Here is a 26627-nt window from a genome sequence, read left to right on the forward strand (position 1 = left end):
GCCCCGTCCCGCCCACCGCGGCAGAGACCGGTGACTCCGCGAGAACCGATGCCTCACCCACGGGCCGACCACGCTGCCGTCACCGGCAGGGACCGGTCCCCCATCAGGAGACATCCACGGCGTCGGCGAGGCAGGCTGTAGGCATGGTGTCGCCCTTCCGCTCACCCTCTCCACCAGGAGCGGGCGGTCGAAGCACCGTCCTGCTCACACTGGCGCAGAGCGTGCCGTTCGTGATCGCGCTGGCCGTGCTGATCATCGAGTTCACCCCTGCCCACTTCATGTACACCGGCCCCCTTCTCACCGCGGTACCGGCGTTGGCGGCGGTGACGATGGGACCCGCGCGCACGGCCCTGGCGGTGGCTTGTGCGCTGACGGTCAGCGTGATCACGGCCACCTACAACCAGGCATGGGGCACCTTGCAGGTCTACACCAACTTCCTGGCTCTGGGTCTGGTCTCTGTGGCCGGATTCATCACGAGCAGCGCCGTGCGCGCGTACCGGAGACACGAGCTCGACGAGGTCCGCCGGATCGCCATGGCCGCGCAGGAGGTCATTCTGCGGCCCGTCCCCGAGCGCTTGGGCCCGACGCGGGCGGCCAGCCTGTGTCTCGCGGCCGGGACCGGGGCGCAGGTCGGCGGTGATCTGTACGAGGCCGTTCAGACGCGGTACGGCGTCCGGATGATCGTTGGGGACGTCCGCGGCAAGGGGCTGAGCGCCATGCGCGCGGTCGCGGTGGTGCTGGGCGCGTTCCGGGTGGTCGCGCACTACGAGGACGACCTGGTGGGGGTCATGAACCACTGCGCAGCCGCGCTGCGCCGGGAGGCCGCCGTTCCCGGCGCATTTTCCGAGGAAGTCCTGATGGAAGGATTTACCACCGCACTCATCGCTCAGGTGCCGGACGACGAACCCGTGGTGCAGGTGGTCAACCGCGGCCATCCGCCCCCGCTGGTACTCCACGACGGCCAGGCCCATGCTCTGATGCCCAGCTCGCCCCATCCGCCCCTGGACCTGGGCATGGGCCTGGAGGATTTGATCACCGGTCCCCCGGAGAAGCCGGAGGGCTTTCCCTTCGTACCCGGCGACCGTCTACTCCTCTACACCGACGGCGTGATCGAAGCCCGCAACCCCGGCAACGACTTCTTCCCTCTGCCAGAGATCATGGAGTCGATCGACTACAGCACCGCCCCTCAAGAGTTCCTCGAGCGACTGCACCAGGCATTGATGCGCCACACCGAAGGCCCATTGACGGACGACGTGGCGATGATTCTTGTCGACCGGCTCGACGAACAATTCGATGTGCCGGTCGACTGAGTACCGGTCGGCCGTTGCGCAGCGCGTGGACGGGGAGCGGTCGCTGGAACGTCACGCGCGTCAGCAGCGTGGTGAGCAGGCCGACGCCGGTCTGGGATGCGCGGTCGCCTGCTGGACCAAGCCGGTGACCTCATGTGCGGCTGTTTCGGTGAAGGGGCGTGGCGGCGGCCGGTGGCGCCGGCCGATCGGCGCAGGCGTGCACGGGCCGGTGCAGGGCGGGGTGCCGTGCGCCGGGCGTGCGCGGAGCCGGACCTCGGCTCAACTGTCGGCGGCCTTGGAGCCGCCATAGACTCAAGAAGCCGTTTCGGGGACACAGGAGCGGGGAGCACCTGATCCGGACCGGGCCCGGGGGGACGGCCACCCCAGGAGGACGCGATGCTGCGGCACACCAGACTGGCCGGCGAATCAGCGGACTACCTCGACGCTCGCGAGGAGCTGCGCCAGGCCGAGATCGACCTCATGCGCCACCGTGAGAAGGTCGCGGCCCAGCGACGGGCGCTCCCTCAGGGGCCACCCGTCGACGACTACGTCTTCAGCGAGGGCCCCGCCGACCTCGACGCCGGCGACACACCGCTCCGCGAGGTCACTCTGAGTGAGCTGTTCACCGCCACGAACCGCCCGCTGATCGTCTACCACTTCATGTACGGCAAGCTGCAGACCGACCCCTGCCCGATGTGCACCCTCTGGATCGACGGCTTCAACGGCATCGCCCACCACATCGCCCGCAACGCCGACTTCGCCATCGCCGCGGCCGCCGACACGCCCACCCTCCGGCAGCACGCCCGGAACCGCGGCTGGCACCGGCTACGGCTCCTGAGCTGCGGCGACAGCACGTTCAAATACGACCTGGGCAGTGAGGACAAGGACGGCGAACAAGATTCGACCATCTCCGTCTTCACCCGCGACGACGCCGGAACGGTCCGCCATTTCTACTCCACCCACCCGCGCATGGCCGACGACATCGACGAGCGCGGCATCGACCTCCTGGCTCCCGTCTGGCACCTCCTCGACCTGACCCCGAAGGGCCGCGACGACTGGTACCCGAGCCTCGACTACTGATCTCCGACGGCCGACGGTGCCGTCTCGAAGCATGAGCCCCATCAGAGGCCTGCGCTCCGGGCGGCCGCGCGCCTTCACCTGACTGCCGTGTCGTGCGAGGCCGCTGACTGGGGTCGGACCGAGACGCACTGTGTGACATCCCGCCGAGTTCTCCGAAGTCGCTCGTGGCTCTTGGCCTCGCGGCCTGAGGGCTTCCTCCTTCGAGCGGATCGCGCATCCTCGCTTCAAGCGGCTGATCACCCCGCATGAGCTGCATGTTCCATCGGCACCCTATGCCCGCTTTGCCCAGATATGATGCGTTTGTGATCACGCCCAGACGGCTGCGGCGCCGTCGTTCTCCTCACGGCGACCGCTGGGAAGCTGCCCTGCTGTCACCGGTGATCCTGACGGTCCTCATCACCGGCCTGGCGTTCTCCACACCGAGGGAGATCGCCATCAGCCGCCTCCTGCCCGCCGCGCCCGCCCTCGCCGCCGCGATGTGGCCCGTGCTCCCCACGATCCTGCTGGGCACGTTCTGCCTGGCGGTCATGATCGGTCTCAGCTTCGTCTACACCGACCTGGGAACGCCCTACACGGCGGCTGCGATCGTCGCGGTCACCTTGGCAGCCGCCTATGCGAGCCATGTCCGACTCCAGCGGGAGCAGACGCTTCTCCGCGTCCGGCTCGTCGCCGACGCAGCCCAGCAGGTGCTTCTGCGTCCTCTGCCGCGCCGCTTCGAGGACATCGAGATCGAGTCTCTGTATCTGGCGGCCCAGGAGGAGGCCCGGATCGGCGGCGACTTCTATGAAGCGGCGGACACACCTTACGGGGTCCGGTTGCTGATCGGCGACGTACGCGGCAAGGGCCTGTCCGCCGTGGGAGCGGCCTCGGCGGTGATCAGCTGTTTCAGGGAGGCCGCGTATGACGAGCCCGAATTGAGGGGCATCATCCATCGCCTGGAGATCACCACCACCCGCTACAGCGCCGGGCTCAACACCCAGGACCTGCCGGAGCGCTTCGCCACCGCTCTTGTCGTCGAGATCCCGCACGGCGGCGGCCAGGTCAGACTTCTCAACTGCGGGCATCCCCCACCGCTGCTCGTGCACCGCGGGGAAGTCCGCGTCCTCGAACCCACCACCGCCTCGCCGCCCCTCAACCTTGCGACGCTCATCGGAGAGCACTACTGCGTCGACACCGTCACCTTCGACCCGGGCGACCAGCTGCTGCTCTACACCGACGGCGTCACGGAGACCCGGAACCGCACCGGCGAGTTCTTCCCACTGCCGGACTGGATGCGGCGGCAAGGCCCGGCATCGCCTCGCGAGCTGCTCGACCGGCTTCACCGGGACCTGCTTCACTACAGCGGCGGAAGGCTCGACGACGACATCGCGGCCCTCGCCGTCCGGTGCCCACCCGCCCGAGCTCAGGAAGGTTGAAGGCTCGCCCCGGCCCGCGACGCCGGGCCATCGCCACATACGGGGCCCGCTACCGCTCCGGCGCATCGAGACGATCGACAGCGTGACGGCGTTCGACATCCGCGACGCCGTAGCCGGCGTGCGCGGGGCGTGAAGCGGCGGCTGAGGCAAGCGAGCGCTCACGGCGGCCTCGCAGCTCCCGAACAGCGCACACCGGGCACTGAGCCTCGCGATCGGCCGTTCCCTGGGCGGCACGGCGCTGCACAGCTGCGGCCCGGCGGGGAGGGGCGGCATCCCGACGGTGGTTGCCGATGCTCGCGCAGCAACGCCAGCGCGGTCGTGACGATCCAGCATCTTCCCGTTGCAGATACGGAAGCCGCCCTCGGCCCACCGACCCTGCCAGTGCGCTCCGGGTGAGTTCAGCGGCGCGCTCCATCTGCTTCAGTGCGGGGCACGTGCCGATCCCCGCCACCAACCCCGCAGAGGGAAAACCCTGGAAGGGCGGGCGTGGTCTTGTCGCTGCCGCGCCCAGGCGGTTCACTGGCGCTGCTCCGCCCCCCGCAGGAGAACACCCGTCCCCTCCGGTAGAAGGGTTTCTCTTGACCGCCCTACGCGCCATTGCCGTCACCTCCGCAGCATGCGCCGCCGTGCTGGCCACCGCCGTGCCGTCCTCGGCCATCAACTCGTACAACGCGACACCCGCACCCGAGCGCACCGAGGTCGGCGCGCTCGTCGCGACCTGGGACAACGACGGCGACCCCACGACACCCGACCGGGTCGACTGGGTCTGCTCCGGAACCATGATCGACGCCGACACGTTCCTGACCGCCGCGCACTGCACCACCGACTGGCCGGACAACGTGAGGTTCTACGTGTCCCTGGACCAGGACGTGCAGGCCGGCCTCGACGCCGCCGCGAAGAAGTACCCCGGCGATCCGGCCGCGCAGGCGAGCGCCGTCGCCGTCCAGGGGACCGCCCACAGCCATCCCGGCTACCCCGGGCCCGCGTCCGACTCGCACGACATCTCGGTGATCGAGCTGCCCGCCACCAAGGTCAAGGCTCGCTGGACCTTCACCCCGGCCACCCTGCCCACCGCCAACCAGTTCGGCGCGCTCGGCCCGCAGGCGCTGAACTCCACGGACTGGCTGGTCGCCGGATACGGCACCCAGGAGGCCCAGCGCGGCCCTGGTGGCCAGACCCACCCCGGCGGCGGTGTCCGGATGAAGGCGCCTGTCACCTTCGACGCCCTCAACGACGCGTGGGTCCGCCTCGCGATGACCGAACCCCAGGGCAACGGCGGCGCCTGTTACGGCGACTCCGGCGGCCCCAACTTCGCCGCGATCGGCGGCCGCAACATCCTCGCGGCCACCACCATCACCGGCGACGGCCCGTGCTACGCGACGAACGTCGCGTACCGCCTGGACACCCCGGGCGCCCGCGCCTTCCTGGCACCGTTCGTAAGACTGCCGTAGCGCCCGCCTGTCACAGGGCGCCGCCTCCGCAGTGCTTTACCGCACTGCCGGGCCGCCGTCGACTACGGCTCCAACGAGCCGTCGGCGGCGGCCCCGTCCGGCGACCGGCCCAAATGCCTTGCGGCGGTGTGCTGACCCGGCCCACCCCACTGGCGCCGGCGAGGGGTGGGTGCGGCGAGAGCTTCGGCGACAGCCACGATCCGGTTCCGAGCGCGAGCACACGCGTCACTGCCAAGCGGCGCCCCAGGACGCCGCTGCCTGATCTGGAACACACCCCCCACGCCTCGGAGAGTCCGGTAACACGGACTGTCCACGACCCGCCCTTGACCCGAGGCAGCCCAAAGCCGATGCCGCCGGCTTTGAGCGTGGTGTGTTTGAGCCCTTATTGGAATGCGGCCCTCGGGGAGTATCCGAACGGAAATTAGCGGTAGCCGCTGACCCGGATCATGGTCCGGTCGGGATGAGGGCACTGACCCGGCTCTCGTACTCGCGGCGGGCCTTGCGCTGGGCCGGAACCGCGGGGACGCCCTGGACGCCGTCGAGCGGCTGGCAGCGGGCGAGGAGCCCTCGGTGCACGGCGGGGACGGCGCTGACGCGCAGGGTGTAGCCCTGGCCGCGCCGCACGGTGACGCCCTGGTCGAGCGCGGCGCGCTCGGCGGGCTCCAGCTCGGCCGAGCGGAGGAAGTCGGCGACCTTGCCCGGCATGTCGAGGACGACCGGCAGCTCCGGGGCCGGGACGCCCGGGTCGCCGGCCGTGTGCTCGGGCAGGAGATCGGCGACGGCGGTGCGGATCGCGCCGCGGCTGACGCCGTGGTCGCGCGCGAGGGCGGCGATGGACCGGCCCTCCAGGTACGCGGTTCGGACGGTTTCGGTCTTCGCGGCCGCCACGGCGGGACGGCGTCCGCCTTTGATGCCCCTGGCCTCGGCGGCGCGCAGTCCGTCGTAGGTCAGCTCGCGTTGGAGGTCGCGTTGGAGTTCGCCGGCGGCGGCGAGGGTCTGCACCATGAACTTCACGGTGGACAGCAGCTCGCCGGTGCGCGGGTGGCGGGCGGTGAGGTCCATCGCGGAGAACGCGCCGTCGTGGATGCGCAGCGCGAGGCGGTCGCGGTGGAGGACGTCGAGCACGTCGAGGATGTGGCCGGTGCCGCGTACGAGGCGGAACATCTCGGAGATGTGCACGGTGTCGCCGGGGCGCGCGTAGGCGAGCAGTTCGCCGAACTTCGGGCGCTGGAGGGGGTGGAGGCGGCTGGATGTGCCGGGGTCCTCCTCGAAGACGACCGGGTTCTCGATGCCGGCCTCGTCCAGGACGAGGTCCTGGCGGGCGGTCGACTGCTGGTCGGTCGAGACTCGCTTGTAGACCAGGTTTGCCACTGCGGGCCCCTTCCGTACGGAGGAATGGACCCTATCTGTCGTCAAACCCTGTCAGCAATCATCATCGGATCTGATTGGATTCGGGCCGCCGTGAACCCCCGGATTGCACGGGTTGATTGGACGCGTCGTCCGCCTGTCGTCAAAGGATCGTTTGACGACAGACCGATTCGGCGCGATATTACTCCAGCACGTCATACGTCCCCGTCGGGTTTGTTCCTACTCGGACCCCGCTCGCCCGCGTTGCCGCGGTCACTCTGTGGGTTTCTCCCAGATCGAGACGTGCTGGCGGCTCTCGCTTGTAAACGGCTCTCCCGTCCAGCTGTCCCACCGCTCGCGCAGTCGCATCCCGGCGAGTTGAGCCATCAGGTCGAGTTCCGACGGCCAGACGTAGCGGAAGGGGGTCGACGTGTATGTGGCGCGCCCGTCGACGATGTCGATGTAGTTCGAACTCGTCGCCTGAGTGGCGACGTCGTAGATGTCGAAGGCGCAGCGCGTCGGGCTCACCTGGTAGGGCACGACGTTCTGCCCGGCTGGGAGCCTTCGCAGTTCGGGCACCATGACCTCGACAACGAAGCAGCCGCCGGGCTCGAGGTGAGCCGCAGCGTTACGGAAGCACGCCACCTGCCCCTCCTGCGACGTCAGATTCATGATCGTGTTGACGGCCAGGTAGGCGACGGAGAACGTGCCGTCCACCCTCGTCGTCGCGAAGTCGCCTATCGTCACATCGATCGCGCCACCACCGGGCTTCGCACGAAGCCGGTCGACCATCGCCCGTGACAACTCGATGCCATGGACCGGCACGCCTCTGTCGGCCAGCGGCAACGCGATACGTCCCGTCCCGATGCCCAGCTCGAGGGCGCGGCCGCCGGCTGCGAGTCCCACCAGCACATCGACGGCGGGAACCACGACCCCCGGCTCGAACAACTCGGCTAGCGACTCGTCGTACGTAGCGGCAACGCTCTCTCCGAAGTAGCCGTCCTCGTCGTCCATGGCGCGGACCGTACTGCCCGCGAGTCTCGCGGCGCATGCGAATATTGCCGAGCCCGTCAGGCCCACCTGCAGCAGCGCACGCGAGGTCCCGGCGCTGGCCATCCATGGCCAGGTCCTCCGACGCGCGAGCCCCCAGCAGATATTCGGTTGCTCGCCTGTGAAGGCGGTGGATGCAATGTCCGGCATGGTGACTGAGGTCCGCCCTCCGCGACACGATGAGATGGCTGCGTACTACCGGGCATTGCCGTACGCGAACGGCTTGCCGAGCTGGGAGCCCGCGGACGCGGCGTGGCACGGCGGCCCCGAGCCGTGGCCTCCGCAGCGCACGCCCGCGAGCGCGGATCAGCTTGAGAAGTGGGCCGCAGCAGACATCAAAGACAAAGCGTTCCACCCGATCGCGACGTTCGTCGACGGCAGATGCGTCGGCGCATCGGCAACCATCTCCTTCGAGGTGACGGTTCCCGGCGGGGGAACGGGGAGGATGGCCGGCGTCACTGCCACCGGGGTGGTCGCGACGCACCGTCGGCGCGGGTACCTGCGGCAAATGATGCAGGCCATGTTCGATGCGGCCCTTGAGCGAGGCGAGCCGTTGGCGATGCTCAGCGCGAGCGAGGGCAGCATCTACGGACGGTTCGGGTTTTCACCCGCGACCTACCGCACCCGATGGGAACTGGCCCGTCACGAAGCCGCCCTCCTTCCGACAGAGCCCGATCCCGGGTCGCTGGAGCTGGTCGATGCTGCGCGGGCGAAGGAGGCGTGGCCTCGGGTGCATGCGGAGGTGCGTGCCCGCCGCGTCGGGGAACTCGGCCCTCTTCCCGGGCGCTGGGACGGGCTGTCCGACGAAGCAGACGGCACCAACGGGCCGCTGCGCTATCTCACCCACCGCGACCAGCACGGCAATGTGGACGGCATCGCCAACTTCCGGCTGCCGTGGTCCCCGACCACGGACCGTGCCGGGACGCTCGTGGTGGAAGCCCTGGAGGCAACGAACCCCGTGGCCTACCGTGCCCTGTGGGGCCTACTGATCGACTTCGACCTCACCAAGACCGTCGTAGCAGCCAGCCGGCCACGCGACGAACCCCTGCGGTGGATGCTCACCAACCCGCGGGCGATGCGCATCACCCGCCAGACCGACAACCTATGGGCGCGCCTTCTCGATGTCCCCCGAGCCCTGACGCAACGCTCGTACCTGGCGCCCGGCGAGCTGAGGTTCACGATTAGCGACGACCGGATGTGCCCGGCGAACAACAGAACGTGGCATCTGAAAGCAGACGGTCCCGTGGTGACGTGCGTTCCCACCGACGAGACGGCAGACCTGACCATCACGCTCTCAGCGCTCAGCTCGCTCTACTTCGGGGGCATGTCGGCGCACCACCTGGCGTATGCGGGCCACATTGCTGCGCACACCGACGGCGCGATCGGGCAGCTGACTCGGATGTTCTGGACCGACCCCGAACCGCACAACTCCTTCGGCTTCTGACGAGGTGGTGCGTGCCGGGTGATGCCTTCGGCTTCAGCGCACTGGGTACTGCTACGTCGCCGACTTCGCCGGGGACAAGTTCTCCTACTGCGCACAAGCCGAGTGAGGGTCTTGATCGGCCCGCACACGCCTGCCACCAATACCGGCTGGGACCCGCCGCGCAGCGGCTGCCGAAAGCGGCGGCGCGCACGCTGATCAGCCTTCTGGTCGGTCGTGAAACTTAGCCCTGCCCGCCGTCGTCGTCCTCGTCATCGGTGTGCGGGTCACGCAGCTGCCGCAGGCCCGGCGCGGCCGGCCGGGTGAAGGCGTAGCGGCCGAGGAAGTTGATGTGGTCGTACTGGAGTGGGGAGAGCCGGGCGAGCAGTTCGTCGGTGACGGGGAAGCCGTCGGCGGCCAGCTGCTTGACGGCGGCGTCGATGTAGAGGCTGTTGAACAGGACCACCGCGTTCAGGGCCAGGCCGAGGGCGCCGAGCTGGTCTTCCATGCCCTCGCGGTAGTGCTGGCGCAGTTCGCCGCGCTGCCCGAAGAAGATCTTCCGGGCGAGGCGGTGGCGGGCCTCGGTGACGTTGAGCTGGGCGCCGATCATGCGCCGGTATCCCTCGTCGGAGACGAACTGGAGAAGGTGCAGGGTTTTGAAGATCCGTCCGTAGTGGGCGAACGCGTCGCCGAGCCCGGTGGGCTTGCCGTCGCGGGAGAGCATGCGGATGAGGTCGTGTCCGCGGATCTCGCCCAGGGTCAGGGAGCCTGCCACGCGGAGCATGTCGCCCCAGTGGGCGCGTATCCGGTCCAGGCGGATGGTGTGGTTGGAGACCGGCTGGAGCGGCCCGTAGTCGGCCGCGGTGTTCGTCCGCCACAGCCGGGCGTCGGAGATGTCGGCGATCCTCGGCGAGAACTGGTAGCCACAGATGGCGAACAGGCCGAAGACGATGTCGGAGTACGACGCGGTGTCGGTGATGACGGTCTCCGGCTTCGGGCCGCCGTCGCGGGCGTGGATGGCGTCCAGGATGAACAGCGAGTCGCGCAGCGTGCCCGGCACGACCACCCCGCCCAGCCCCATCACCTGGTCGTTTACCACGTTCAGCCAGGTGGCGCCCTTGTGCCGCAGCCCGAAATACCGGGGGTTCGAACCCGCGTACAGGGTCTGGACGGGCACGGTGAAGCGGACCCCGTCGGCGGAGGCGACCAGGCCGCCACCCCACGCCCTCACGACGTCGATCTTTGCCTGGGCCTCGATGAACAGGCCGTTCGCCACCGAGATGTTCTCCGCCCGGAAGTAGCCCTGATCGACTTGGACCAGACGGCCCCGGTTGAGCGCCGGGACGTCCGGCTTGATGACCGGGGTGAACCCGACGTTGCACGCTTCCGTCAGCAGGACGGCGCACAAACTGGTGGTGAAGCCTTCCATGTGTGAGTCGGCGCCGGAGATGTGCGTGAACGCGTCCGCCATCCCGGTCAGCTCGGCGACCTCCAGCAGTAGCTCGGGGAAGTCGACCTTCGGCAGCATGCCGTTGACCAGCTGCCGGAACGGCGGCATGAGCTTGGGCTCCTCCGCCTTGCCGAGCTTGCCCAGCTTCAGCTTCCCGCCCACGACCTCCAGCGCCGTGTTGCCCGGAAGCCCGGCAGCGACTTGTACGTACGCGGCGTGCAGGGCGGAGGCGAGTTCGGCGAGGTGTCCGGCCGATTCGCTCTCCAGGCCGAGCGCGGTGAGCACCTTGGGCTCGGCGGCTGTCCACTTCTCCCCGGCCAGCAGCTTGGCGCGGGGGTCGCCCCAGCGGTCGCCATCCTTGGCGAACACGTCCCGCCGGCGCAGTGAGCGGTGCAGGTGCTCCAGGACGCAGAACGAGTACGCGGCCTTGTCAACCAGGCCGTGCGGCAGGTTGGGGTTGGCGAACACCAGCCGCCGCCACGAGCCCGTCACCAGATCGGCGGCAACCTCTTCGGCGCCGACCTTCTTACGGCCGATCAGCTCCGGGAGCCGCTTGAGGGCCTGAACGACGGGCGCGCCGGCTTCCACGGCACCGAAGTCGATGACCTCAACCAGCAGGCGGATGAAGCCACGCACCGTGCCGTAGCGGGCGACCAGCTCGGCCCGCCATTCCGCGTCGTCGTCCCCGTCGCTGTCCGGGACCACCGAGGCGATCGTGGCGAGCGCCTCGGCCAGCTGCTCGCGCGGCACGACCTGCTCGATTGCGGACCACGCGTCGACCACGGAGACGAGCTCGCCGGTGTCGGTTGCGGGCGGCGTTGTCATCAGCACGTCGACTGCTGCGGCGACCTTCTTCGCGGCCTTGCGCAACTGGGGCAGGGCCTTGAGCTTGGCGTCGTTGCCCATCCGCTCGGCCTTCGCCAGCAGCTTGGTGGCCATCAGTGCGTGCAGCAGATCGAGCGCGTCATCCACCGTCGCGGTCTCCAGGTGCCGCACGGTCGCCAGCAGCGTCGCGGTCTGCCGCGTGACCTCCAGCCGCTTCAGTGTCGGTGCCTTCGAGGTCAGCCCGTACCGGGCCAGCCCGGTCATCCGCGCGGCCGGAACCCGTCCGGCATCCACCGCGCCGGCCCCCAGGCCCCGCACCTCGCGGGCGCGGTCCAGGGCCAGTTCCATAGCCTTGCCCGACACCCGCATCGGGCCCAGCCGCAGCCGCTCCAGCTCCGACACCCGCTTCTTCTCCGGCACCTCCAGCAGCCGGACCATCTCGGTCCGCAGCTCGTGCGGCACCACCTCGTACAGCGCGGCGTGCAGCCGGTCGTTCTCCTCCTGGCGGAGCGCGGCCACCATCCGGGCCAGCGACGTCACACCCGGCAGCAGCACCCGGTTGTTCACCAGCCACACCACCGCCCGGTCGAACAGGGCCCGCGGCCCCTCCAGTGACGACCACACCCGCGCCGCCAGAAACTCCCGCAGCTCCGCCTCCCCAGCCGCGAAGTCCCGGTAGCCGTAGGTGTCGCGGATCTCCCACGCGTGTTCGTAGACCGTCTGCGCGCGCGTCCCGTACTCGGCGAAATGCTCGTCGTCCAGACCGAGCTGCTCGGCGACGAACCGCACCACGGAGGCCGGTACCGCCGTGGGGTCCTCGGTCAGGAAAGTGCCGAGCATCCGCACCGTGCCCCACTGCACCGCCCACCCCAACCTCGTAGCCGAACGGCGCTTCGCCCGAGTGAGCTCCAGGGCCCTGGTGTCCAGGCGGAAGAACTGTTCCAGCTCCCCGGGTGAGGGTTCCGTGGCGAACCGGCCGTAGCGGGCCTCTTGCTCAGCAGACAGGTATTCAACAGGCATGGCCAGGAACGTAGAGCCCGCTGACCAGGCAAAACGGGCACGTCACCGAACCGGAATCAAGATCGCTCCGCTACCGCTAATTTCCGTTCGGATACTCCCCGAGGGCCAATGCCCACGGCAATTCCTTCTTGAACGACCTCGGGGGTGCACCGGCCAGGTCTCCGCGCTCAGACGGCCGGGGACGGGCGGCGTCGTGTACGGCGCGATGGCCGTCCAGGCCATGTCGGCGGTGCTCCCGGGAAGTCCCGCGATGGTGGAGTACTCGCCCGCGCCTGGTGGCCCCGTTGACGTCGAAGTCGACCTTCGCTCCGCGGCGTCATACAGGTCAACAGACCGGCTTGGAAATCATCGCGGTGATGTAGAGCAGCCTCGGGATCCGGCCGGAGATTTGGGTCGTGCGTGCACGAACCGAAAGGAATACACGCGGGAATTTTCACTCCTGCGCTGATGTCGGTCATGATGTCCACGCTCCCATGATCCCCGCGGTGCCGACGGCGCGGCGTTCTCGCAGCCCTGGGTCCGGCCATGAACCACTCGACTTCAGATGTCTGAGGAAAGAACGGTGAGCTCCCCCATGCACCGGGTGGCGATTCTCGTCTACGACGGGGTCAAACTGCTGGACGTCTCCGGTCCCGCCGAGGTGTTCGCCGAGGCCAATCGGCTCGGCGCCGACTACCGGATCGCCCTGCTGTCGGTGACCGGCACCGACGTCACCTCGTCGGTCGGCATCAGGATCGCTGTCGACGGCAGCCCTGACTCGGAGCCCGCGCCGGACACGTTCCTGGTGCCGGGCGGGGACATCTATCCGAGGACTCCCCTCACCCGCGCGCTGGTCGAGGCCACGAGGGCGTTGGTGGTCCGCGCGGACCGGGTCGCGTCCATCTGCTCCGGAGCGTTCGTGCTGGCCGCCACCGGCCATCTGGACGGCAAGCGCGCCACCACCCACTGGAAGATCGCGGGCGAGCTCGCGAAGCGGTACCCGAAGGCCCGCGTCGAGCCCGACGCCATCTACGTGCGCGACGGCGCCACGTACACGTCGGCGGGGGTCACCGCCGGCATCGACCTGGCGCTGGCTCTCGTCGAGGAGGATCACGGCGCCGACATGAGCCGGGACGCCGCCCGCTCCTTGGTGGTCTACCTGCAGCGCGCGGGCGGCCAGTCGCAGTTCTCCGCCCCGCTCCAGGGCCCGCCGCCGCGGACTCCCGCCCTGCGCAGAGTCGTCGACCTGGTGACGGCTGATCCCGCGGGCCATCACTCCCTCGGTGAGCTGGCCCGCCATCTCAACCTCAGCCCGCGGCACCTCACGCGGCTCTTCCAGGAGGAGCTGTCCACCACGCCGGCCCGGTTCGTCGAGTCGATCCGGTTCGACATCGCCAAGGCCCTCCTGGACCAAGGGCACACCGCGACACAGGCAGCGTCCCTGGCCGGATTCCCGAACTACGAGAGCCTCCGACGTGTCTTCGCGCGAGAGCTGTCCATCAGCCCCGCCGCCTACCGGCGCCGCTTCGGTACCGCCCGCCGCGCCCAAGCGGAGGGGTGACGCGGGCACCGACGTCGGCGGAAGCAGCGGCGCGTGAGGGCGAGATCGGCCAATGTGGTTGACGATTGAACAAGATGGTTTAGGATTCATTCATCGCGCCGGTGATCGCCGCCGTGTCGCACAGAGCCGTCACCACGGGCCCTGCGCACCACCTTGACGTGCCGCCGTGACGCATCTGCACGCAATCCCAGAATCGGAGACGACTTCGATGACCACCCCAGTCCGCCTCGCCGTCATCTACTACTCCTCCACCGGCTTCTCCGCCGAGATCGCCAAGGAGATCGCGGAGACCGCCGAGAAGGCGGGCGCCGAGGTGCGCCTGCTGAAGGCCGCCGAGCTGGCGCCCGAGGCCGCCGTCGCCTCCAACGAGGCCTGGGCCGCCCACGCCGCGGCGAGCGCGGGCATTCCCGAGGCCACGCCCGCCGACGTCGAATGGGCGGACGCGATCATCTTCGGCACCCCCACCCGCTTCGGAAACATCTCCTCCCAGCTGAAGCAGTTCATCGACACCCTGGGCGGCCTGTGGTTCCAGGGCAAGCTGGCCAACAAGGTCTACAGCGGCTTCGTGACGACCGCCACCGCGCACGGCGGCCAGGAGTCCACGCTGCTCGCCCTGTACAACTCCATCCACCACTTCGGCGGAATCGTCGTGGCCCCCGGCTACACCGACCCGGTGAAGTTCGTGGACGGCAACCCCTACGGCACGTCGCACGTCGACGCCCAGGGCGCCAACCCGGTCGGCGAGGAGACCCGCAACGCCGCCCGACACCAGGCCGAGCGCGTGATTCAGGTCGCCGCCGCCCTGAAGGCCGGCCTCGCCTGATCCACCCTTGAGGGCTGCCGCTCGCGGCAGGCCCGGCCGTGAGCGGGCGAGAGCGGCCGAGGAGTCCACGGACCGCGTCGTCCTCCCCGTCACCTGAAGCCCGGCAGCTCGTCCGCTGCCGGGCTCGCGGTGCGAAATCGTACGCCGGCGCGAAAGCGTTCGATCGCCTCGCCCGCCTGGTCGCCGACCACAAGGCCGGCCGGCCACGAGACCGCGGGGCGGTACGGCGCCTCCTCGGCCGTGTGCCACAGGAGGCGGTGCGCACCGCGCCCTTCCCGCTCTCCGTTGCACGGTCCCGGGAACACGACTGGGTGCCGACATTCCTCGTCACCGGCGCGCGAAACGCCGCGCAGCACCGCAGGGAACCTGTGGATCCCGCCGACCGCAATCAGCTCCGGCCCGCTCACCAAGGACGTGACACACTCCCCCGCACCCCGCTGCCTGGACGAGTGCCTCAAGAGCGAGGAGAAGGCACCCGACCAGGTGACGAAGGTCGCTGCGGAGCGCTGCAGGGTCGCTGACTCGTCAGCCGATGCGCAGGTCGGCGATGAGTCCCTCGCGCAGGCGGAAGGTCATGGGACCGACGCCGTTGTACCTGTTGCTGGTGACCTTGAGCGTGACGACATAACTGTCGGGATCGGGACCGGCCACTGCGTCGATCAGTTCGAAGTGGGCCTGGACACCGATGTTGTCGGTGCGGTCCCAGTCGCGCACGCCGTCCCGTCCGCGGAATATGCGCCCCCAGTCGTTCAGTTGGGCGTCGTCGGTGAAGGCCGCAGCGAAAGCCTCGCTGTCGCCGCGGTTGGTGGCGTCGATGAACGCGCCGATGGCGGTAGGGACGTCGACTGCGGTCATGGATTGCTCCCTCGCGGGTGAAGTCGCCGATGGTGACAAGCATGCTCGATGCAGTCGGTGATCTCCCCGCGCCGACATCCGGCGAGCAGTGCTCGGACCTGCGGTCCCGGGACGGTGAGGCGGTGGCGCAGGGCTCGACCTGGCTCCCCAGGCTGTTCCTTCCCCGTGCGCGTCGTCGCAAGAGGCCTCCGCGCCTGTGTGACGAGCCGGAGCGACTCCCGCAAGCCGCCCCGGCTGATTGCGCCGTCGCCTTCACGACGGTGGTGGCTTCGGCGGCCCGTGTCGCCGCCGGTGTCACTGTCGAGGTCAGCTGCCGACGGGGTACCGGCTGGTGGTCGCGACGCGGTTGAAGGCGTTCATCACGGTCGCCAGCCAGGCGATTGCCGAGACCTGGTCTGCGGTGAGTACGGCAGCTGCGGCGTTGTAGTCCTCGTCGCTGACGTGTCCGTCCGGCACACGGGTGATCGCCTCGGTCAGGCGAAGGGCGGCGCGATCGGTCTCGGAGAAGTAGTCGGTTTCTCCCCATGCGGGCAGCACGGCGATCCGGTCGGGGTTCTCGCCCTTCTTGAGGGCGTCGCGGGTGTGCATGCGCAGGCAGAACGCGCAGCCGTTGATCTGGGAGGTGCGGATCCTCAGCAGCTCGACCAGGAGCGGGTCGAGGCCCGCTGCGGCGGTGGCCTTCTCCACCTCCGCCGACAGGGCGATGAGGGCCTTGTAAGGGGCCGGGTGCTGCTTGCCGATGTTGACGCGCTGGGGGTTGGTCATGGTTCCTTCGATCCTTTGCGTGGTCCGCGCCGTGCCCTTGGGGCACTGCACGTCTTGGTGGCGGATGGTGTGCGGTCTGGCAGGGGCAGAGCTCGTGAAGAGTACGGCCGCCCGCTGCGGCCGCGGGCTATGAGCTCGGGTCGTCGACCTTGAGCTTGTCTCCGGTGTCGGAGACGAAGACGACCAGAAGCTTGGCCGGCTTGGTTTGGCTGGTGTTCTCGGTGAGGACGTGGTGTGCGCCTGGCTGCTCGACCCAGTTCTCACCCTGGTGGTAGGTGGTCACGGGCTTGTCATCGACCTTGCTGCGCACGGTGCCGTCCAGGACGTAGGCGTAGACAAATGCCTGGCCGTGCCGGTGCGGCATGGCGCGCGTGCCGGGCGCGAAGTCGAGGACCGCTGAGGTGAAGGTCTTGCCCTGCACATCCGGGAGTGGCCGCTGGAGCAGCGGTTGGAAGGTTTCCGAGGGGCGCGTCGAGGCCGAGGCCGTCGTCGCTACCTTTGCGTGGGCGGGCTCGTCGGAGGTCGAGCAGGCCGCGGCCGTAGTCAGCGTGGCGACGGCCAGGAGCCCGGCGGCGATTCGCGCAACGATCACGATTGGGCTCCTGACTCAGTCTTCCGTGACGCGGATGATCGTCTTGCCCGGGATACGCATGCCGGGGGCGAAAGCGGCAGGTGCTTCGGCGAGCGGCCGCACGGCACCGACGACCGGCTTGAGCCGGCCATCCCTCAGCCGCGTGGCCAGATCGGCCAGCCGGGCGCGGTCGGGTTCGACGACGAAGAAGACCGCTCGCCCGTCCTTGGGCTGGACCTTGGGCGGCATGGCGATGCTGACCAGCGTGCCACCGGCCCGGATCAGGGCGGCCGAACGGTCGAGGATGTCGCCGCCGATCACGTCCAGCACGACGTCGACCTCGCCGACGTCCTCCAGCCTCTCGGCCTGCAGGTCGACGAAGGTGTCGACGCCGAGGGCGAGTGCTTCGTCCCGAGCGGAGGCCCGGCCGGTGCCGATGACCCGGGCGCCGGCCTCGCGGGCGAGCTGGACCGCCATCGAGCCCACACCGCCCGCGACACCATGGATCAGGACGGTCTGGCCCGTGGTGAGGCGGCCGTGATCGAACAGGCCCTGCCAGGCGGTCAGCCCGGAGATGGGCAGCGCGGCGGCCGCGGCGTGGTCGATGTCCGCCGGCAGCGGGGCGAGGTTACGGGCCTCCACCGCGGTGTATTCGGCCAGCGTGCCGTTACGGGTCCAGTCGGCCAGACCGAACACCCGCTGTCCGACGCTCAGGCCGGTGGTGCCGTACCCCAGCTCCACGACCACACCGGACAGCTCGTGCCCGGGCACGCTCGGCGTCCGGTCGCGGCCGGCGCGATCGGTCCACGTTGCGGGCCAGTCCAGCTCGCCGGGGGTGAAGCCGGCGGCGTGCACCCGCACGACGACGTCGTTCTCGGCAGCATGAGGGTAGGGCATGTCCGTCAGGGACAACCCGGCAAGACCGGCGTTGCGGTCTCGCACAATGATGGCTTGCATACAGGTCCTTGGTCCTTCCCGGGGAGGGGCGACCGAGCGCACAGCCTCTCGCGCGGGGCTCGTAGTGGGTGCAGGTGAATGCGTGCCGTTCTGCATGCTCGATCTCACCTGCTCTCGTGTGTTCCGTCGTCGCCTGTTGTGCGTTCTCAGCAGGGAGACGAGGTGGCCCCTCCGGGTGTGACAGCTCAGACCCGCACGAGTTTCTCGGGGTTGATGACCCTGCGGTACGCGGTGATCAGACCGTCGGTGATCTGAACCGTGTCGACGGAGTAGACCCGGTCTTCCCGGCGGAACACGAGGGAGAGCTCGCCGCCGACCTCGGCGAAGTCGATGCGATCCGGGTGCCACTGCCGCCCCGTGCGCACCATGACCTCGGCGACGCGCTCGCCGCCGTGGATGAACTTGCGGGCCGCGGCGACCTTGCCGCCGCCGTCGGTGACGTAGACGGCGTCCGGATGCAGGAGCCTGACCAGGCCGGCCAGGTCCCCGGCCTCGTAGGCGGCGCGGAAGACCGTGAGGATGCGTTCGCGCTCCACCTTCGACGCCTGCGGCGCGGACTGCTTCGCCTTGGCCACCCGCCGTCGTGCCCGCGAGGCGAGCTGCCGGGCAGCCGGCACGGAGACGTCCAGCACTTCGGCGATCCGGCCGAACTCGACACCGAAGACGTCGTGCAGGACGAAGGCCACCCGCTCCGGCGGGCTCAGCTCTTCCATGATCAGCAGCATCGCCGAACTGACGGACTCGTCGACGAGTACCGGTAGTGACGCGTCCGGCCCCGTCAGCAGCGGCTCCGGCAGCCACGGCCCGACATAGGTCTCCCGGCGGAAACGGGCACTCTTGAGAATGTCGTACGACCGTCGCGCGGCCACCGTCACCAACCAGGCCCGCAAGTCACCGATGTCCCGCAGATCCGCTCCGGCCGCCCGCAGCCACACGTCCTGGGTCACATCCTCGGCATCGGCCACACTTCCCAGCAGCCGGTAGGCCACACCGAAGACCGCGGGCCGGTGCCTCTCCCACTCGGCTCCGAGCGGGTCCTCCCGTTCGGACCGTCCGTTCCCGTGCCCGTGCCCGTCACCCATGCTGATCTCAACCCTCTCCGGCCTGCGCCCTTATGGCGTTTCCATCATCAGCTCGGCCAGGGTGCACCGATGATGCGCTCGACCGTGGTGGTGCGACGGAAGCCGGGAACGAAATGCTCCAGCACATCCGAATTCACGGTTCCGTTCGTGGTCTCCGGGCGGTACTTGAGTCCGTCGACGAAGGCCTGCAGGAACTCGTTCTTGAAGTCGCCCCGCGGATGGACGGCGATGATCTCATCCACCTGGCCGCGATCCAACTCGTCCAGGCCCAGGCCGAGCACGTCGGTCACAACCCCGTAATTCGTGATGGCGATCTCAGGGCCCATACGCCCGGGAATCCCCGGGGTCGTGTGCAGCGCGATCGCCGTCCACACCACGTCGGCGGCCGTGTCGGGGAAACCGCGGTCGAGCATGAACTGACGTGCGTGGTCTGCTCCATCGACCTCGAATCGCTGCTCTACGTCGGAGAACGGCGTCAGGAGGCCGGTGTCGTGAAACATGGCGGACAGGTAGAGAAGCTCGGGGTCGGGCTCCACACCGAGCCTGCGCGCATGAAGGACGCCGAAGACGAAAACGCGTCGGGAGTGATGGTAGATGAGGGGGCTGGTCATCTTCTGCATGAGGCGGGTGGCTTCGGCGACCACCGCCGTCTCAGGAATTTCTACCCCCGCGATGATGTCGCTCATGACCTCTGGGCCTTCCGGAATCGTGTGCTTCGCACGGACCGTGTGTCCGTCTTCCACACTGCAACCACTCGGTGTCCGGCGCCGCCTCGGTCCGGCCATGAGTCACCCGAATTCGGACAGGCGGGCAGAGGGCGTGTGGGCTCTGCCACGCGTCAGGCCACGCTCCCAGCGAGGGCGTGGGCTCGCTCCGACGCCCCGTCCAAGGCGGTCCAGTGGTCCTTGCGACGGTTTCAGCGATGGGCGCCGTCGCAAGAAGTCCGGTTCGAGGTGGCGGACCCACGAGGGCTCGGCACACGCACCGAAGACAGCAACGCACTCGCGGTCGCGTTCATCCCCACGATCATTGCGGCAGCGACTGTCGTGTACGCCCAGATCCTGTTCCGCTTGGCCCGCCGAGCCGGGCCAGTGAGCAAGTAGGGGGGCGTTCGGACCGCGGGGTGCTCTGCAGGGGGATGGCGGCGAGCAAGGCGGGCACGGTCGGGGTCACCGCCCGCAGGCCCGTGACGGCGACCAGTTGACCCAAGTGGGGCATGTCCGCGTCACGGGCGACAGCGGCGGCGCCCGGGATGCGCCGCAGCGGACCGAGTGGCGGCAGCGATCCTGCCTGCGCAGTCCAGCCTGCATGTGATGCCGATGCGGTGGAAGGGGCGAGCCAACAGGCCATGTGCCCGCGAAGCCGTGGCGTGGCGGCTCTCGACGGCAGGGGTGAGGCTGGAAGGACAGTGGACGGAGGGGCGGCGGAGAGATTTCGGGAGGTGCCATGACTGGTGCGGACATGCGTCGGCCGATCGTGGTGGGGCTCGCCCGGGACCTCTCGAAGCGGCCGGCCCTTACCCGGGCCGCCGACGGGATGAAGTCTCGTGACCTGCCCCTGCCGCCCGTCCACACCGGAAGTGAGTTGGCCGGCGCACACCGGTCGGGCGAAGCGCGGCCGTCCTGGGAGGAGTGGAACCGGGCGCTGCACGGCCTGGGCGATCAGGTACTCGAGGAGGCGGTCGCCTCGTCGAGTCCCGGCGCCCGGCCCTGGAGGCGTCGACGCTGCCGGCGGGAGCAGAGGCGGCATGGTTCCTGGGCGACGAGGCACCAGGGCGCCGCCCTGGTCGTGGCGGGCTCCCGGCACCACAGTCGGTGGCGGGAGCTTTCCTCCGCCTCCGTGGCCCTCCACTCACCGCCCACCCTCCCTGCCCGATCACGGTCGTACCGGAGCCGCAACACATGACCCAGCAGCCCGCGTACTTCGTCGGCGTCGACGGCGGCCCGCATACGGCCGCGGCAAAGGATGTGGCCTTCCACGAGGCCCTGCGCGGAACACTCCTGCGAGCCCTGTACGTGTGGCATCCGCCGCCCCTCGGCGTCCTCGGCGAGGCAGCCGCAGTCCGGGAGTGCCGCCCGGTGCTCGCCAAGACGGTCGCGGGCCGCACCGCGACGCCACCGCGAGTGAACCCGCACCACGAGGTCCTGCGCGGACACCCGGTGCAGATCCTGACGGAGGCCTCGGAACACGCCCTGGGCCCGTTCGTGGGAACCGGGGGGCAGGGACGGTCCACCCGTATGCTGCACCCGGTCGGCCACGGGGTACCGCACCACGACCGCTGCCCCGTCACCACGGTCCTGGCGTGAGGCCGCGAACGGCCCGGGACCTGCCTCCCGGACGGCCCTGTCGTACCCGGCCGGCCCGCCACACGATGGGAAAGCGCCACCGGTCATGAGCGGCGAACAGGCAAGCACGGACCCGTTGCCCCCGGACGGAGGGCGGGACGAGGCGGTCGGTGCCACGTCCGGTTCCAGCCCGCGTCCCCCGGTACCGGCCCTCCCGGCCGGTGAGGTCTTCACCGCGCTGGGCACGTCACGGCGCGGCCTGCCGACGGCTCGGGCACGGGCCACGCTGGAGAGGTGCGGGGCCAACGAACTGCCGCGCGCGGGGCGGCGCGCCGTGTGGCGCCAGTTGGGGGCCCAGTTCACGGACCTCTTCGCGGTGGTGCTGATCGTCGCCTCGGGGATCACCTTCCTGGCGTACGCGCTGGAGGAACCACGCGAGGTGGGCACCCTGCAGCTGGCGGTGGCCATCCTGGGGGTCGTGGTGCTGAACGCCGGGATCGGTTTCGCGCAGGAGTACTCGGCCGAGCGGACGGCTGAAGCGCTGGAGGCGATGGTGCCCCACACCTGCCGGGTGCTGCGCGGCGGTGAACGGCTGGAGGTGCCCGCCCGGGAGCTGGTGCCGGGTGACGTGGTGGTGCTGGAGGCCGGGGACGCCGTGTCGGCGGACTGCCGGGTGGTCGAGGCCCACGAGCTGGCCGTGAACAACGCGCCGCTGACCGGGGAGAGCAACGCCGTGGACCGTACGGCCGACCCGGTGGCCACCGGACCGCCGTTGGAGGCCCGCAACTGCGTGTTCATGGGGACCGACGTCGTCGCCGGGTCCGGCCGGGCCGTCGTCTTCGCCACCGGCGCGGCGACCGAGTTCGGGCGTATCTACCGGCTCGCCGCGGCCGCCCCGCGGCAGAAGACCCCGCTGCAGCTGCAGGTGGCCTCGATGGCGCGACGGGTGGCGGGGGCCGCCCTGGCGATCGGCGCCCTGATGTTCGCCGTGCGACTGCCCACCGGGGAGTCCCCGGTGACCCTGTTCGTGTTCGCACTGGGTGTGATGGTGGCACTGGTGCCGGAAGGGCTGCCCGCCACGCTGTCGGTGTCACTGGCCATCGGCGTCCGGCGGATGGCACGCCGCCATGCCCTGATCAAACAGCTGCTGGCCGTGGAGGCGCTCGGGTCGACCACGGTCGTGTGCACCGACAAGACCGGGACGCTCACCCAGGCGGAGATGACCGTCACCCAGGTGTGGGCGGGAGATGCGCCGCACTCCGTGAGCGGTGTGGGGTACGAGCCGAGCGGCGAGGTCGCCGACGTGACGCCGATACGCGAGGTGCTGCGGGTGGCGGGCCTGTGCAGCAACGCCCGGTTGGTTCCCCCCACGGGCCCTCGGGAGCACTGGCGGGTGCTCGGTGACACCACGGAGGGAGCGCTGCTCGTCGCGGCGGCCAAGGCCGGACTCGATCTGGGTGCGGAGGAGGCGGCGGCGCCGCGAGTGACGGAGTTCCCCTTCGACTCGGCCCGCAAGTTGATGACCACGGTGCACAAGACCGGCGCGGGCTATCAGGCGTGCGTCAAGGGGGCGCCCGGAGAGCTGCTGGCGCGGTGCACGGAAGTGGAGTGGGACGGGCGGCGTGGGCCGCTGAGCGGAGCGGACCGGGCCGCGGTCGTCGCGGCGAGTGACGCGCTGGCGTCGCAGGGGCTGCGGGTGCTGGCCGTCGCGCGGCGGGAGCTGGACGGGCCCCGGCCGGCGCAGGAGGAGGCCGAGTCGGCGCTGACCCTGCTGGGACTGGTCGGCATGCTGGATCCGCCACGTCCGGAGGTCACCGACGCGGTCGCCACCTGCCGCCGGGCCGGCATCCGGATCGTCATGGTCACCGGCGACCACCCGCTGACCGGGGAAGCCGTGGCCCGCCGCGTGGGAATCGTACGGCGGCCCGATCCGGTCGTGGCGACGGGCGCCCGGCTCGACGCGATGGACGACGAGGCGCTCGACGCGCTGCTCGCCCAGCCGTCCGAGCTGCTGCTGTGCCGGGTCAGCCCGGAGCACAAGATGCGTGTGGTCACCGCCTTCCAACGGCGTGGAGAGGTGGTTGCGGTCACCGGGGACGGCGCCAACGACGCCCCGGCGCTCAAACACGCGGACATCGGCGTGGCGATGGGTGCCTCGGGGACCGACGTGGCCCGGGAGGCGGCCTCGATGGTGCTGCTGGACGACTCGTTCGCGTCGATCGCGAGGGCGGTGCGGCTCGGCCGGGCCGTCTACCAGAACATCCGTAAGTTCCTCGTCTACCTCTTCAGCCACAACATCGGGGAGCTGGTCCCGATCCTGGCGGCGACCTTCGCCGGTTTCCCGCTGGTGCCCATCAGCGCGGTGCAGATCCTGGCGATCGACCTGGGCTCCGATGTACTGCCCGCCCTGGCCCTGGGAGCCGAACCGCCGGAGCCCGACGTGATGGAACGCCCGCCGCGCTCACGACGGGAACGGCTGTTTTCGGCCCCCGTGGTGGGACGGATCCTGTTCCTCGGGGGCATCCAGGCGGTGTGCGTCACCGCCGTCTTCTTCTGGCACATCGATGCCTCGGGCATTCCCTTCGACGACTTCACCAAGGACACGCCCGCCTACCAAGAGGCGATCACCATGGTCCAGGCCGGGATCGTGCTCAGCCAGTTCTTCAACGCGCTCGCCGTGCGCACCGACCGCCAGAGCATCCTGAAGGTGGGACTGCTGTCCAATCCGGCCCTGCTGGCGGCGGGCGGTTTCGGCGTCGCCCTCATGGCCGCCATCAGCTATCTGCCGCCGCTGCAGGCCGTCTTCAACACCGCCCCGCTCGACGCCGCCGACTGGGCGGTCCTCACCGGGCTCGGCACCGTGCCTCTGCTCGCGGACGAAGCCCGCAAAGCCTGGCTGCGCCGCCGCGCCGAGCGCCAGAAGGAGGGAGCGCAACGATGAAGGTGATCGTCGTCGGCTGCGGTCGGGTGGGCGCCACGCTCGCCGGTCTGCTCGCCTCGGAGGGGCACGACGTGCAGGTCGTCGACCGGCGTCCCCAAGCGGCCCGGCGGCTGCCCGACAGCCCGCGCATCCGCTTCCACGAGGGCAACGGCTTCAGTCGCGCCGTGCTCCAGAGCGCCGGCGTCGAGCACGCGGACGCGTTCGTCGCCGTCACCTCCGGGGACAACAGCAACATCGTCAGCGCACGCACGGCGAAGGAGACGTACCGCGTACCGATCGTCCTCGCCCGCATCTACGACCCCCGGCGCGCTGACATCTACCGCGAACTGGGCATCCCCACCATCGCCAGCGTCCGCTGGACCGTGCACCGGATCCACCAGATGCTGCTGCACCGCCACCTCAGTCCCGAACTCAGCTTCGGCAATGGGGAGACCCTGCTCGTCCGCTCGGAGGTGCCCGGTTACCTCACAGGGCGGCGGCTGACCGAGTTCGACGTCGACGGCGAGATCCGCGTCGTCGAGGTCACCCGCGCGGGCCGCTCCCTCATCCCCGCGCACAGCACGCCCGCGCAGGCCGGCGACCTGGTCACCTTCGCCGTCGCCGCCGGCGCGCTCGGCAGGCTGCGCGGCTTCCTCGACAAGGAGCTGGGGACGTGAACGTGATCATCGCCGGTGCGGGACGTCTCGGCACCCAGATCGCCCAGGTGCTCTCCGCGGCCCACAACGAGGTCACGCTGATCGATGTGGACGACGACCGCGTGGCCGAACTGGAGGGCCGCATCCCGGTGCACCTGGTCACCGGGGATGCCTGCGAGCCTGCCCTCCTGGAGCACGCCGGTGCGCTCACCGCCGACCTGGTCATCGCCACCACCGGGGACGACGAGGACAACCTCGTGATCAGCCTGCTCGCCAAACGGCAGTTCTCGGTGCCCCGTGTGGCCGCTCGGGTCAACGACACGGACAACGCCTGGCTGTTCGACGCACGCTGGGGCGTCGACGTCGCGGTCCCCGCCGCCACGCCCCTGGTGTCCCTCATCGAGGAGGCCACCGGGGCCACCGACACGGTCGCCCTGCTGCGGCTCAGCAAGGCCGGCGTCGACGTCATCGAAACGGCGATCACACCGCAGTCCAAGGCGGTGGGCAGAACCTTGGGCGACGTTGCGCTGCCCGAGGGAACGGTCGTCGCCACGATCGTCCGCGACGGGCAGCCGACCGTGCCGGATCCGGCGGTCCCGCTCCGGGCGGGCGACGAGATCCTTCTCGTCTCGCACTCCGCGACCGAGCAGGAGATTCACGCGGCGTTCCAGTGAAACGCACGCCCGGATGCGGGGTCCTCAACGTCCGGCGCGGCCCCGGTCGCCTCCCTCAGTGACCCTCCTCCGCTCCCCGCACGATCGCGACCGGGCAGTGGGCGTGGTGCAGCAGGGCCTGGCTGACCGACCCCATGAGCAGTCCGGCGAATCCCCCGCGCCCTCGCGCGCCGACCACCAGAAGCTGAGCGGACCGACTGGCGTCGATCAGTGCCTCCCGCGTGCCGCCGTGCACCACCCGGTACTCCACCGCCACCCCCGGGAAGCGCTCCTGACGGCCGGCGAGCGCCTCGTGCAGCAGTCGCTCCTCCGCCTGGGCCAGCGCGCCCGGAGGGTTCGCGTACGGCATCGACGGGTCCTGTGGTGCGGGCATCGGCGCGTTCCACGTGGTCCAGGCGTGCAGCGCCGCCAAGGGCGCACTCCGCAGGGCGGCCTCGGCGAAGGCGAAATCGACGGCCTTCTGCCCCGCGGCCGAGCCGTCGACGCCCAGCAGGATCGGGCCGTCGTCGCGAGGCCGGTCACGCACCACCAGTACCGGACAGCGGCCGTGCGCCGCCAGATGGACCGCCGTCGACCCCACCAGCAGCCCGACGAACCCGCCCATGCCCCGGGAACCGACCACCACGAGTTCCGCGCCGCGCGACTGCGCCTCCAGCACGGTCAACGGCTCACCGGTGACGACGACGTGACGGACGTCGACGTCCGGCGCTCCGGTCCGCGCCCGCTCCACCGCCTCGGCCACCAGGCGGTCGACCTCGTTCTGCGGCCCGTCCTCCGGCGGTCCCGGCGCCGACCGCCCCAAGGGCACATGCGTCGCGGGCCAGACCACCGCGTGCACCACCCGCAGCCCCGCCCCGCGCAACCGCGCCTCCCGTGCGGCCACCTCCACCGCGGCAAGGCTCGACGCCGAACCGTCAACGCCGACGACCACGAGACCACTCACCATGCCTCCCACAAGAATGCCGTTGCCTCTCACCTCCAGGTTCACCCAGCCCACGCCCCTCTGCCGAACGCTCCTGCGGGCCCCGGGAAGGGCCCTGTCCCTTCACGGGGTAGGAACACCGAAAGCCAGTGGCACCGCAGGGCACGGACCCGGTGCCGGGTGCCGATGGCCTCCGTGCCCACCCGCCGGGCGGCGGCGCGGGGCCGGTG

Annotated in this window: 21 protein-coding genes; 11 read left to right on the forward strand and 10 right to left on the reverse strand. The window is 70.1% G+C overall.

Annotated elements, in window-relative coordinates:
• Nucleotides 1-221: 221 nt before the first annotated feature.
• From IPT68_RS01005 to IPT68_RS01020, 4 genes are all read left to right on the forward strand, one after another.
• Nucleotides 222-1310 (forward strand): PP2C family protein-serine/threonine phosphatase, encoded by a 1089-nt coding sequence (locus IPT68_RS01005; protein ID WP_228040141.1) that lies wholly within the window; start codon nt 222-224, stop codon nt 1308-1310.
• A gap of 375 nt (nt 1311-1685) precedes the next feature.
• Nucleotides 1686-2369, forward strand: coding sequence for a DUF899 family protein (locus IPT68_RS01010; RefSeq protein WP_189697610.1), 684 nt, complete (start codon nt 1686-1688; stop codon nt 2367-2369).
• A gap of 377 nt (nt 2370-2746) precedes the next feature.
• On the forward strand, nt 2747-3784 hold the full coding sequence (locus IPT68_RS01015; RefSeq protein ID WP_228040695.1) for a PP2C family protein-serine/threonine phosphatase: 1038 nt from the start codon (nt 2747-2749) through the stop codon (nt 3782-3784).
• A 578-nt stretch (nt 3785-4362) separates the two neighbouring features.
• Nucleotides 4363-5235, forward strand: a complete 873-nt coding sequence (locus IPT68_RS01020) for a trypsin-like serine protease (RefSeq protein ID WP_189697608.1) — start codon at nt 4363-4365, stop codon at nt 5233-5235.
• Between the two features lie 444 nt (nt 5236-5679).
• Here the strand turns inward: IPT68_RS01020 and IPT68_RS01025 are convergent, their stop codons facing one another.
• Both IPT68_RS01025 and IPT68_RS01030 read right to left on the reverse strand, forming a co-directional pair.
• Entirely contained in the window at nt 5680-6606 is a 927-nt protein-coding gene (locus tag IPT68_RS01025; protein WP_189697607.1) for a recombinase family protein, read from the reverse strand.
• Nucleotides 6607-6855: 249 nt separating this feature from the next.
• Nucleotides 6856-7596 carry a class I SAM-dependent DNA methyltransferase gene (locus IPT68_RS01030; RefSeq protein ID WP_189697606.1) on the reverse strand — a complete coding sequence of 247 codons (741 nt, stop codon included), beginning with the start codon at nt 7594-7596 and terminating at the stop codon, nt 6856-6858.
• Nucleotides 7597-7816: 220 nt separating this feature from the next.
• Here IPT68_RS01030 and IPT68_RS01035 point away from each other — a divergent pair, with 220 nt between their 5' ends.
• Nucleotides 7817-9076 (forward strand): GNAT family N-acetyltransferase, encoded by a 1260-nt coding sequence (locus IPT68_RS01035; RefSeq protein ID WP_228040143.1) that lies wholly within the window; start codon nt 7817-7819, stop codon nt 9074-9076.
• A gap of 220 nt (nt 9077-9296) precedes the next feature.
• Here the strand turns inward: IPT68_RS01035 and IPT68_RS01040 are convergent, their stop codons facing one another.
• On the reverse strand, nt 9297-12347 hold the full coding sequence (locus tag IPT68_RS01040; protein WP_189697605.1) for a Tn3 family transposase: 3051 nt from the start codon (nt 12345-12347) through the stop codon (nt 9297-9299).
• Between the two features lie 562 nt (nt 12348-12909).
• On the opposite strand from IPT68_RS01040, the gene IPT68_RS01045 reads away from it, so the two are divergent.
• Together IPT68_RS01045 and wrbA are read left to right on the forward strand one after the other, a co-directional pair.
• Nucleotides 12910-13887 (forward strand): GlxA family transcriptional regulator, encoded by a 978-nt coding sequence (locus IPT68_RS01045; protein ID WP_228040145.1) that lies wholly within the window; start codon nt 12910-12912, stop codon nt 13885-13887.
• A 208-nt stretch (nt 13888-14095) separates the two neighbouring features.
• Complete coding sequence (wrbA, locus tag IPT68_RS01050; protein ID WP_189697603.1) at nt 14096-14710, forward strand: NAD(P)H:quinone oxidoreductase; 615 nt, start codon at nt 14096-14098, stop codon at nt 14708-14710.
• Nucleotides 14711-15235: 525 nt separating this feature from the next.
• On the opposite strand, the gene IPT68_RS01055 is transcribed toward wrbA, so the two are convergent.
• The 6 genes from IPT68_RS01055 to IPT68_RS01080 form a co-directional block, all read right to left on the reverse strand.
• On the reverse strand, nt 15236-15565 hold the full coding sequence (locus IPT68_RS01055) for a nuclear transport factor 2 family protein (protein ID WP_189697602.1): 330 nt from the start codon (nt 15563-15565) through the stop codon (nt 15236-15238).
• Nucleotides 15566-15871: 306 nt separating this feature from the next.
• Entirely contained in the window at nt 15872-16330 is a 459-nt protein-coding gene (locus tag IPT68_RS01060) for a carboxymuconolactone decarboxylase family protein (protein WP_189697601.1), read from the reverse strand.
• A 127-nt stretch (nt 16331-16457) separates the two neighbouring features.
• Entirely contained in the window at nt 16458-16922 is a 465-nt protein-coding gene (locus IPT68_RS01065; protein WP_228040146.1) for a cupin domain-containing protein, read from the reverse strand.
• A 15-nt stretch (nt 16923-16937) separates the two neighbouring features.
• A complete protein-coding gene (locus IPT68_RS01070; protein ID WP_189697600.1) occupies nt 16938-17858 on the reverse strand; it encodes an NADP-dependent oxidoreductase in 921 nt (306 codons plus the stop codon).
• Nucleotides 17859-18043: 185 nt separating this feature from the next.
• A complete protein-coding gene (sigJ, locus tag IPT68_RS01075) occupies nt 18044-18940 on the reverse strand; it encodes an RNA polymerase sigma factor SigJ (protein ID WP_189697599.1) in 897 nt (298 codons plus the stop codon).
• Between the two features lie 47 nt (nt 18941-18987).
• On the reverse strand, nt 18988-19626 hold the full coding sequence (locus IPT68_RS01080; protein ID WP_189697598.1) for an HD domain-containing protein: 639 nt from the start codon (nt 19624-19626) through the stop codon (nt 18988-18990).
• 1215 nt (nt 19627-20841) lie between these two features.
• On the opposite strand from IPT68_RS01080, the gene IPT68_RS33695 reads away from it, so the two are divergent.
• The 4 genes from IPT68_RS33695 to IPT68_RS01100 all read left to right on the forward strand — a co-directional run bounded on the left by IPT68_RS33695 (nt 20842) and on the right by IPT68_RS01100 (nt 25475).
• The gene (locus IPT68_RS33695; RefSeq protein ID WP_228040147.1) at nt 20842-21246 is read left to right on the forward strand and encodes an adenine nucleotide alpha hydrolase family protein; all 405 of its coding nucleotides are present in this window, start codon (nt 20842-20844) and stop codon (nt 21244-21246) included.
• A gap of 85 nt (nt 21247-21331) precedes the next feature.
• Nucleotides 21332-24166, forward strand: coding sequence for a cation-translocating P-type ATPase (locus tag IPT68_RS01090; protein WP_228040151.1), 2835 nt, complete (start codon nt 21332-21334; stop codon nt 24164-24166).
• Nucleotides 24163-24822 carry a potassium channel family protein gene (locus tag IPT68_RS01095; protein ID WP_189697597.1) on the forward strand — a complete coding sequence of 220 codons (660 nt, stop codon included), beginning with the start codon at nt 24163-24165 and terminating at the stop codon, nt 24820-24822. The genes IPT68_RS01090 and IPT68_RS01095 overlap by 4 nt, the downstream gene beginning before the upstream one ends.
• Nucleotides 24819-25475 carry a potassium channel family protein gene (locus tag IPT68_RS01100; RefSeq protein ID WP_189697596.1) on the forward strand — a complete coding sequence of 219 codons (657 nt, stop codon included), beginning with the start codon at nt 24819-24821 and terminating at the stop codon, nt 25473-25475. The genes IPT68_RS01095 and IPT68_RS01100 overlap by 4 nt, the downstream gene beginning before the upstream one ends.
• 55 nt (nt 25476-25530) lie before the next feature.
• Here IPT68_RS01100 and IPT68_RS01105 read toward each other — a convergent pair whose 3' ends face one another.
• Nucleotides 25531-26418, reverse strand: coding sequence for a universal stress protein (locus IPT68_RS01105; protein WP_189697731.1), 888 nt, complete (start codon nt 26416-26418; stop codon nt 25531-25533).
• Between the last annotated feature and the right edge of the window lie 209 nt (nt 26419-26627).

Origin of the sequence: Streptomyces chromofuscus (assembly GCF_015160875.1) — a bacterium.
GTDB classification, from domain to species: Bacteria; Actinomycetota; Actinomycetes; order Streptomycetales; family Streptomycetaceae; genus Streptomyces; species Streptomyces chromofuscus.